The sequence below is a fragment of the Enterococcus sp. DIV1067f genome (assembly GCF_050543505.1).
GTDB lineage: Bacteria > Bacillota > Bacilli > Lactobacillales > Enterococcaceae > Enterococcus_D > Enterococcus_D entomosocium.
In genome coordinates, this window is the sequence record NZ_CP172940.1 from 3,620,432 (window position 1) to 3,628,443 (window position 8,012).

General features: G+C 43.6%; 9 protein-coding genes. 3 read left to right on the forward strand and 6 right to left on the reverse strand.

Annotation, left to right across the window (positions count from 1 at the left end):
* Positions 1-62 precede the first annotated feature (62 nt).
* Both IGJ42_RS16790 and IGJ42_RS16795 read left to right on the forward strand, forming a co-directional pair.
* Complete coding sequence (locus IGJ42_RS16790) at positions 63-530, forward strand: DUF5626 family protein (protein WP_005232933.1); 468 nt, start codon at positions 63-65, stop codon at positions 528-530.
* Between the two features lie 16 nt (positions 531-546).
* Positions 547-1,065: a helix-turn-helix domain-containing protein gene (locus IGJ42_RS16795; RefSeq protein ID WP_005232932.1), complete on the forward strand. Its 519-nt coding sequence runs from the start codon at positions 547-549 to the stop codon at positions 1,063-1,065.
* Between the two features lie 105 nt (positions 1,066-1,170).
* Here the strand turns inward: IGJ42_RS16795 and mnmG are convergent, their stop codons facing one another.
* Positions 1,171-3,063: a tRNA uridine-5-carboxymethylaminomethyl(34) synthesis enzyme MnmG gene (mnmG, locus tag IGJ42_RS16800; RefSeq protein ID WP_008376950.1), complete on the reverse strand. Its 1,893-nt coding sequence runs from the start codon at positions 3,061-3,063 to the stop codon at positions 1,171-1,173.
* Positions 3,064-3,096: 33 nt separating this feature from the next.
* Positions 3,097-4,494 (reverse strand): tRNA uridine-5-carboxymethylaminomethyl(34) synthesis GTPase MnmE, encoded by a 1,398-nt coding sequence (mnmE, locus tag IGJ42_RS16805; RefSeq protein ID WP_034859087.1) that lies wholly within the window; start codon positions 4,492-4,494, stop codon positions 3,097-3,099.
* 238 nt (positions 4,495-4,732) lie between these two features.
* Here mnmE and IGJ42_RS16810 point away from each other — a divergent pair, with 238 nt between their 5' ends.
* A complete protein-coding gene (locus IGJ42_RS16810) occupies positions 4,733-5,062 on the forward strand; it encodes a heavy metal-binding domain-containing protein (RefSeq protein ID WP_005226284.1) in 330 nt (109 codons plus the stop codon).
* 202 nt (positions 5,063-5,264) lie between these two features.
* On the opposite strand, the gene jag is transcribed toward IGJ42_RS16810, so the two are convergent.
* The 4 genes from jag to rpmH all read right to left on the reverse strand — a co-directional run bounded on the left by jag (position 5,265) and on the right by rpmH (position 7,501).
* The gene (gene jag, locus IGJ42_RS16815; RefSeq protein ID WP_008376943.1) at positions 5,265-6,023 is read right to left on the reverse strand and encodes an RNA-binding cell elongation regulator Jag/EloR; all 759 of its coding nucleotides are present in this window, start codon (positions 6,021-6,023) and stop codon (positions 5,265-5,267) included.
* A 17-nt stretch (positions 6,024-6,040) separates the two neighbouring features.
* A complete protein-coding gene (locus IGJ42_RS16820) occupies positions 6,041-6,865 on the reverse strand; it encodes a YidC/Oxa1 family membrane protein insertase (RefSeq protein WP_008376942.1) in 825 nt (274 codons plus the stop codon).
* 18 nt (positions 6,866-6,883) lie between these two features.
* Complete coding sequence (gene rnpA / locus IGJ42_RS16825; protein ID WP_142437343.1) at positions 6,884-7,219, reverse strand: ribonuclease P protein component; 336 nt, start codon at positions 7,217-7,219, stop codon at positions 6,884-6,886.
* A 147-nt stretch (positions 7,220-7,366) separates the two neighbouring features.
* Positions 7,367-7,501, reverse strand: coding sequence for a 50S ribosomal protein L34 (gene rpmH, locus IGJ42_RS16830; protein WP_002356012.1), 135 nt, complete (start codon positions 7,499-7,501; stop codon positions 7,367-7,369).
* Positions 7,502-8,012: the final 511 nt, after the last annotated feature.

Here is an 8,012-nt window from a genome sequence, read left to right on the forward strand (position 1 = left end):
TTAGCTTGTGCTTTCTTTAACTAGCCAAACCTTGTATACTTAAACTATCAAAAGTACAAGGAGTGGTATTTGTGAAAAAATTATTTTTTGTGCCGTTTATTTTTATTTGTTTCTTCTTTGCTCTCCCAGCTGCCGCCCAAACAGTGGAAGAACCTGAACTCGTTTACGACTTAGCATCAGATAGTCCCTATGAGCAGCTGATCACCGTAGATGAAGAAGGCAACGAGTTGATTTTGACCATTGAAAAATTGCCGTCATTCCGGGCAAATCTGGCAGCAGGAACGTATCGCGTGTCAAAAACATCCACCGGTAATTGGACCGCTAGTTACAATGTCACGGTCAATAGCCGCAATCAATTTACAGGCACTTCGAATTTAAGTTTAGTTGCTCACAGAGGAAGTATCACTTCTAGTTCATTAACTCACACGTCCACTAAAGCCACCTGTACGTTTAAGCAAAAAGCAGGTATAATCACTACCAATGGGAGTGTCGTAACCACGATCTCAAATGGGAAGCTAGTTGTTAAATAGCAGATAGGAGCATACATTGGCTTTAGCAGAACAATTAAAAAGCTGTCGCGAGTCTTCCGGATTGTCGCAAACAGCAGTCGCAGAAAAATTACAGATTTCACGCCAGTCGATTTCAAAATGGGAAAACGGGCGCGGCTATCCAGATATTGAGAATTTGATTTTGTTGAGCGATCTCTATCAAGTCTCGATTGATGAGCTCTTGCGGGAAAACGAAGCGTTAAAAGAGCGGATCGAAACCAATAATCAAGAGATCAACGACAAAAAAGAAAAATTGTCGTTACTCCAAAGAACGATGGCAACGGAAAAAGATGAAAGTCTGCTCTTGCTACTGTTAGCTGGAATCGGCTCATTTCTCTTTCCATTAGGTTTGATTTTAGATGGCTTTGTCTTATGGCGTAACAAAAAGGCCAATAATTTTTATGTATTGATCTATATCGTCTGTGCCTTCTCAATTTTCTTGAATTTGTACGATGGCTATGTCCATCTCAGCAACATCATGAATTGGGGAACCACTACGATTGAAAAAGTTGAATAATTCAATTGCTAACACAAAAAGCCCGCTGCGAGTTACTCTCGTAGCGGGCTTTTGACACTGTATTTACCATTTATAAATTGGTTTTTCAAAGAATATTAACCGTCTTTAGTTAACCTTTGCAATCTTCCCTTGTTCGATATACACCATCAAAATACTAATATCAGCTGGGTTTACTCCGCTGATACGGCTCGCTTGGGCGATGGTTTCGGGTTGGATTTTTTGCAGTTTTTGTTTGGCTTCTGTTGCCAAGCCATTGATAGCGGCATAGTCGATGTTTTCAGGAATGCGTTTGGCTTCCATCCGTTTGAGTTTCTCCACTTTTTCGAGGGCTTTTTTAATATAACCTTCGTATTTGATTTGGATCTCGACTTGTTCGATCTCTTTTGGCTTCAATGCTTCATTGGCTTCGATAAATTGCAGCATTTCCGCATACGTCACTTCAGGCCGGCGCAAGAATTCATTTGCTAAAACGCCATCTTTCAAGGTGGCCGTCCCTTTGGCAGTCAAATATGCTTGTACTTCTGGCGTTGGTTTGATGCGGATTTTAGACAAGCGTTTGATTTCTGCTTCAACAGCTTCTTTTTTCGCTACATATGCTTCGTATTGCGCTTCTGGGACGAGCCCAATTTGATGTCCCACTTCGGTCAAACGCAGATCGGCATTATCATGACGCAGCAATAAGCGGTATTCGGCACGAGAGGTCAATAAACGGTATGGTTCATTGGTTCCTTTGGTCACCAAATCATCGATCATCACACCGATATAACCGTCGCTGCGTTTCATAATGAAAGGTTCTTTGCCTTGAATTTTCAAAGCGGCATTGATGCCGGCAATCAAGCCTTGACCGGCCGCTTCTTCATAGCCGCTGGTTCCGTTGGTTTGTCCTGCCGTAAAGAGGTTTTCGATGACTTTGGTTTCTAATGTTGGACGCAATTGATGAGGTACCACGACATCATATTCAATGGCGTAGCCCGTCCGCATCATTTCCGCTTTTTCTAAACCTGCGATGGAATGCAGCATTTGGACTTGGACGTCTTCTGGCATAGAAGTAGAAAGCCCTTGAACATACACTTCTTCGGTGTTCAATCCTTCTGGCTCCAAGAATAGTTGGTGACGAGATTTGTCTGCAAAACGCACGATTTTGTCTTCGATGGATGGACAATAACGGGCACCTACCCCTTCGACGATCCCTGTAAACATCGGCGCCCGATGTAAATTCTGGTTGATGATTTGGTGCGTCCCTTCGTTCGTATAGGTCAACCAGCAAGGTTCTTGGTTTTGATTGTAGGCTTCATCGGGTGTGCTGTAACTAAAGTGATTCGGTTGTTCATCGCCAGGCTGGATCTCCGTTACCTCATAGTTGATGGTGCTGGATTTGACCCGCGGTGGTGTACCGGTTTTAAAACGAGCGATCTCTAGACCAAGCTCTTTCAAATGATCGGCTAATCCAATCGATGGCTGGGAGTTGTTTGGACCAGAAGAATACTTCAACTCTCCAATGATGATCTCCCCTCGCAACGCTGTTCCTGCAGTGATCACTACAGCTTGGGCTTGGTAACGAGCGCCTGTAGATGTCACGACGCCACGGCACTCGCCTTCTTCAACGATCAGCTTTTCAACGATCCCTTGGCGCAGTGTTAGATTGGCTTCTTTTTCGATCGTTCGTTTCATTTCAGCCGCATAGGCATGTTTATCGGCTTGCGCCCGCAAAGCCCGCACTGCGGGACCTTTTCCTGTATTGAGCATCCGCATTTGGATGTAGGTTTTATCGATATTTTTGCCCATTTCTCCGCCTAAAGCATCGATTTCGCGTACCACGACGCCTTTTGCTGGTCCGCCGACGGAGGGATTACAAGGCATGAATGCGACCATGTCTAAGTTGATGGTCAGTAAAAGGGTTTTTGCCCCCATTCGGCTGGCTGCTAAGGCAGCTTCTGATCCGGCATGGCCGGCACCAACAACGATCACGTCATAACTTTCTGCTTGATATTCTTGCATGGTGTTCTCCTTTTTACGCCAGTGGCGCATTCTTTATTTTCCTAAACAAAACTGACTGAACAATTGGGTGATCAACTCATCTTGGACACTGTCGCCGACAACTTCTCCTAGATAGTCCCAGCAGCGTGTCATATCGATTTGAACCAAGTCGACAGGCATTCCTGCTTCGATCCCTTGGATGACCTCAGACAACGACTGAACGGCATTTTCTAATAAGGCAATGTGGCGGGTGTTAGAAAGATAGGAAGCATCCTTGTCGGTGGTTTTCCCCCCAAAGAATAGATCGGCAATGGCTTGTTCCAGTTGATCCAAGCCTTCGTTGGTCAATACAGAGACAGAAAAAATCGGTTCATCTGCTGCGTACTGCGCTAATTCAGCGGGCGCTAGTTTTGGCTCAAGGTCGGTCTTATTCAATAAGATGATCCGACGGCTGCCAGCAGTCAGCTCCAGCAATTGTTTGTCTTCCTGGGTCAATCCTTCGCTTTGGTTGAGAACCAGCAAAATCAACTCCGCTTCTGCCAGTGCTTTGCGGCTGCGTTCGACCCCGATTTTCTCAACGACATCTTCCGTTTCGCGGATACCAGCCGTATCGATCAGTTTCAACGGTACCCCGCGAACATTGACATACTCTTCAATGACATCTCGGGTGGTGCCGGCAATGTCTGTCACGATGGCTTTTTCTTCCCTTAATAAATGGTTCAATAAGCTGGATTTACCGACATTCGGCCGACCGATGATCGCAGTACTCAGGCCTTCTCGCAAAATTTTTCCTTGTTGGGCAGTTGCTAATAAGGCTTGGATCTGCCCTTTGACCATCGTGGCCTTTTCTAACAATAAGCGGGTCGTCAATTCTTCCACATCATCGTATTCAGGGTAATCGATATTCACTTCAACTTGCGCCAACGTCTCTAAGATCTCTTGGCGTAAGGTCCGAATCAAGTGGGAAAGATTGCCATCCAGCTGATTGACAGCGAGATTCATCGCCTTATCGGTCTTAGCACGAATCAGGTCCATCACCGCCTCGGCTTGAGAAAGATCAACCCGTCCATTTAAAAAGGCCCGCTTCGTGAATTCCCCCGGCTCAGCCAAACGTGCGCCTTGTCGTAAAACCAGTTGCAAGAGTTGATTGACGACAACGATCCCGCCGTGACAGTTGATCTCAACGACATCTTCTCGGGTAAAGGTCCGCGGCTTTTTCATCACTGAAAGCATCACTTCATCCATCAAACGGTTTTCTTCTGGGTCCACGATATGACCATAATGAATCGTATGACTAGGGACTTGGGCGAGGGTTTTAGTGCCTGCTTGAAAAATCCGATCCGCAATTGCGATTGCTTCTTCCCCGCTTAATCGCACAATACTGATGGCCCCTTCGCCTGGCGGGGTGGAAATTGCGGCAATCGTATCAAATTCTTGCGTAATATTCGCCATGTTGCATGCTCCTCCTATTTTTTCACATAAAAAAAGTGCCCACTCCACCCGTCAAATTGATTGAAAATCAATAAAAACGAGTAGACTTAGCACTTTGACTGCTTGTCAATTAAATTCTGGAAATAGATTAGCACATTTTTGCGCGAGTCGCAAGCTTCCTTCAAAAACTTTTAAATTTTGCATCTGTCCGCAAAAACCTTTAAAATAAAAGCAAAGAATAAGAAAAGAGGGATCTATTATGGAAACCATCAAATCATCAAACAGTGCTGCCCGCATTAAAGAAATCATTTTATCGACAGGAAACGTGAATCGGCCTTATGTCGTGCGGGATATCGTCTTTGCGGCAGACAAAATCGAAGTAGATCTATTTGATACATCTGTGAATTTGAACGATCTTTTGGCAGATGTGACCTATCGCTTAAAAGAAACAGCTCACAGCTACGGTGCGAATGCAGTGATCAACTGTCATTTCGAACACGACCGCATCGTCGAAGGCGACAAAACCTACCTTGAGATCTTTGCCTATGGTACGGTGGTTCAATTTACTCAATCAACCATTGGCGGCTAATTGCCCCTTTGAACAACGAAATACAAAAAAGAGTCCGCGGCATACGGACTCTTTTTTGATACCAAAGGCTGACCTACGTAACGTATGTTGACTTTGATAAGAATGATTTCTAGTCAAGGATACTTGGTTTTAAATTTGTTGTCAATCGCTTTTTCCCATCAAAAAAGGGAAAGGCTTGTCAGACCGCCTTTCCCTTTTTTCATTAAATTCGTTTGTCCGCAGGTTCCACTACTAAGTAGCGATACGGTTCATCCCCTTCAGAATGAGTTTGAACATACGCATCTTTACTCAATACGGAATGGATCTGCTTTCTTTCAAACGCCGGCATCGGCTCTAAAAAGACCGGGCGGCCTGTTCGTTTGACTTTTTCAGCAGTACGGCTGGCCAAACGTTCTAAGATCGCTTGACGTTTTTCACGGTAATCCCCGACATTCACAACGATCGACAATTTGTTTTTCGCGATGCGATGAATATAAACTTGCGCCAAATATTGCAGTGCATTCAAGGTTTTGCCGTGCTTCCCAATCAAAATGCCTTGTTTTTGCGTTTCTAATTGAAAGATGATCACGCCGTCTTGACGAGCGGTTTTTACTAAGGCAGGTGCATTCAATGCTTTTGAAATATTTGTCAGATAGAGTCCCAACTGAGCCAGTGCTTCCTCATCTGAAAGATCCGTCAGCAAAACAGGTTCGCTCGCGGCCGCCTCCATCACACTGCTTGCATCCTCTGTCGTCACAGGATCTGGTTCTACCAGCGGTTTTGCTGGTACTTCTTCAACGGGTGCCGGTTCTTCAACGATTCTTTTTTCAATGGAGACCCGTGCTTGTTTTTTTCCTAGCCCCAAGAAGCCTTTTTTTCCTTCATCCAGGACTTCGATTACTGCTTGATCTTTGGTGATACCAAGGACTTGCAATCCCTCTTGAATTGCTTCAGCTACTGTCAGATTTTCATAAATCGGCATTGCAGTGCAACCTCCTCTTATTTTTTCCGTTTCTTTTTAGGACTCATTGCTTTTTTCAGGGCTCGTTCACGCTCGCGTTCTTTGCGGGCGGCTTCTTCTCTTTCTTGGCGAATCTTGAATGGGTTATTTAAGATCATTGTTTGCAAGACTTGGAATGCATTAGAAACAACCCAGTACAAGGAAAGACCGCTGGCAATGTTGATCCCCATCAGTAAGATCATCATCGGCATAGCGAAATTCATGATTTTCAAACTCGCATTTGATTCCACTTGGCTCATACTTGATAAGTAGGTACTTGCAAAAGTAAAGAGCGCCGCTAAAATCGGCAAGATGAAGTATGGGTCACGATCACCCAGCTGCAGCCATAAGAATTTTCCTTCTTGCAGAGCAGGAACCCGTGAGATCGATTGCCACAAGGCCATCAAAATCGGCATTTGTACCAATAATGGTAGACAGCCGGCATAGGGATTGACATTGTTTTCCGCATACAAACGTTGTGTTTCTTCTTTTAACTTGCTTTGTGTTTCTGTATCTTTTGACGCATATTGCTGCTGCAGCGCTTTTAGCTTCGGTTGTAATTCTTGCGTTTTGCGCATGCTTTTGGTTTGAAAGTGCATCAACGGCATCAAAATGACCCGGATGATCAATGTAAATAGGATGATCCCGATCCCGGCATTGCCGAAGGAGAGGGCTTTGATCGCCTCTGCAAAATAATAAACGATGTAACGATCCCATAGACCGGTACTTTGTGCATTTACTTCACCTGTTGCACCGCAGGCAGATAAGACAACTACTAATGAGAGAACTCCCAAAAATAGTAAGACGCGTTTCCCTTTTTTCACGTAACTAATTCCTTTCCATTAATGAATAATTTTGGCAAGCTTTAAGACATGCTCTAAATTCGAGTAGATTTCCTTTGAGGAACAAATGGCGATACTTGGACGGGCGATCACAATAAAATCGATCGCTGGTTCGATTCGCGGCTTCATTTCCGTTAAGCTCGCACGAATCTTACGTTTGACCTCATTTCGCTTCACTGCATTACCGACTTTTTTTCCTACAGATAAACCAACTCGAAAATGTGATTGCTCTTTAGGTAAGACATACACCACGAACTTCCGATTTGCAAAAGAATTTCCTGCCTGAAAAACTTTTTGAAAATCTTGCTCTGTTTTTACTCGATAGGATTTTCTCATCTTCGGTTCCTTCACTTCTTTCAATTAAGCTTCGCGAAACGGATTGAATCCGTAACCACTCACCTGTCAATAATACCATATTTGCCAAAAGTCAGACACTATATTCCGCAAAAACGGCATAAAAAAAAACCACTGGCATTCAGTGGCTTACGCAGAAATAACCTTTCTGCCTTTACGACGACGGCTAGCTAAAACACGACGTCCATTTTTTGTACTCATACGTTTACGGAATCCGTGAACTTTTTGACGTTTACGTTTATTTGGTTGATACGTTCTTTTCATTTATTTCCACCTCCATCAGGATAATGCTTATGCGCACAGACATACTTTGATAGTATAACGAGTCAAGTACTAGTTTGTCAATAAGAAGTTTGCTCAAAATCGACCATTCTTTATCCACAATTCCCTTGATTTGTGTGGGTTTGCTGTTTACAGCTAATTTTTGTGGATAACTTTTTCCCCAGAGTTATTTTGACTTTTTCCACAAACAAACAGCCTGTAGAAAAGTTTTCCACAATCGCTTTTCCAGCTGTTGATAACCGCCCTAAAACCTAGTATTATCAAGGCGTGATCTTCACATAGATCTGTGGATAAGAGAGATTTTTTTCTAGTTATGCACATTCTTTTTCTACCTGTGGATAGTGCATTTTCGAACATGTGCATTTCCTTTTTTCTTTTATCCCGTTTTGTGGAAAAGTATTTTTTTCTAACCTTTTTTATCGTAATCTGTGGAAAACTTTTTCAATCCGTGCTATTTTAGTTATATCTATTCTTAGTTATAGGAGGACAATTT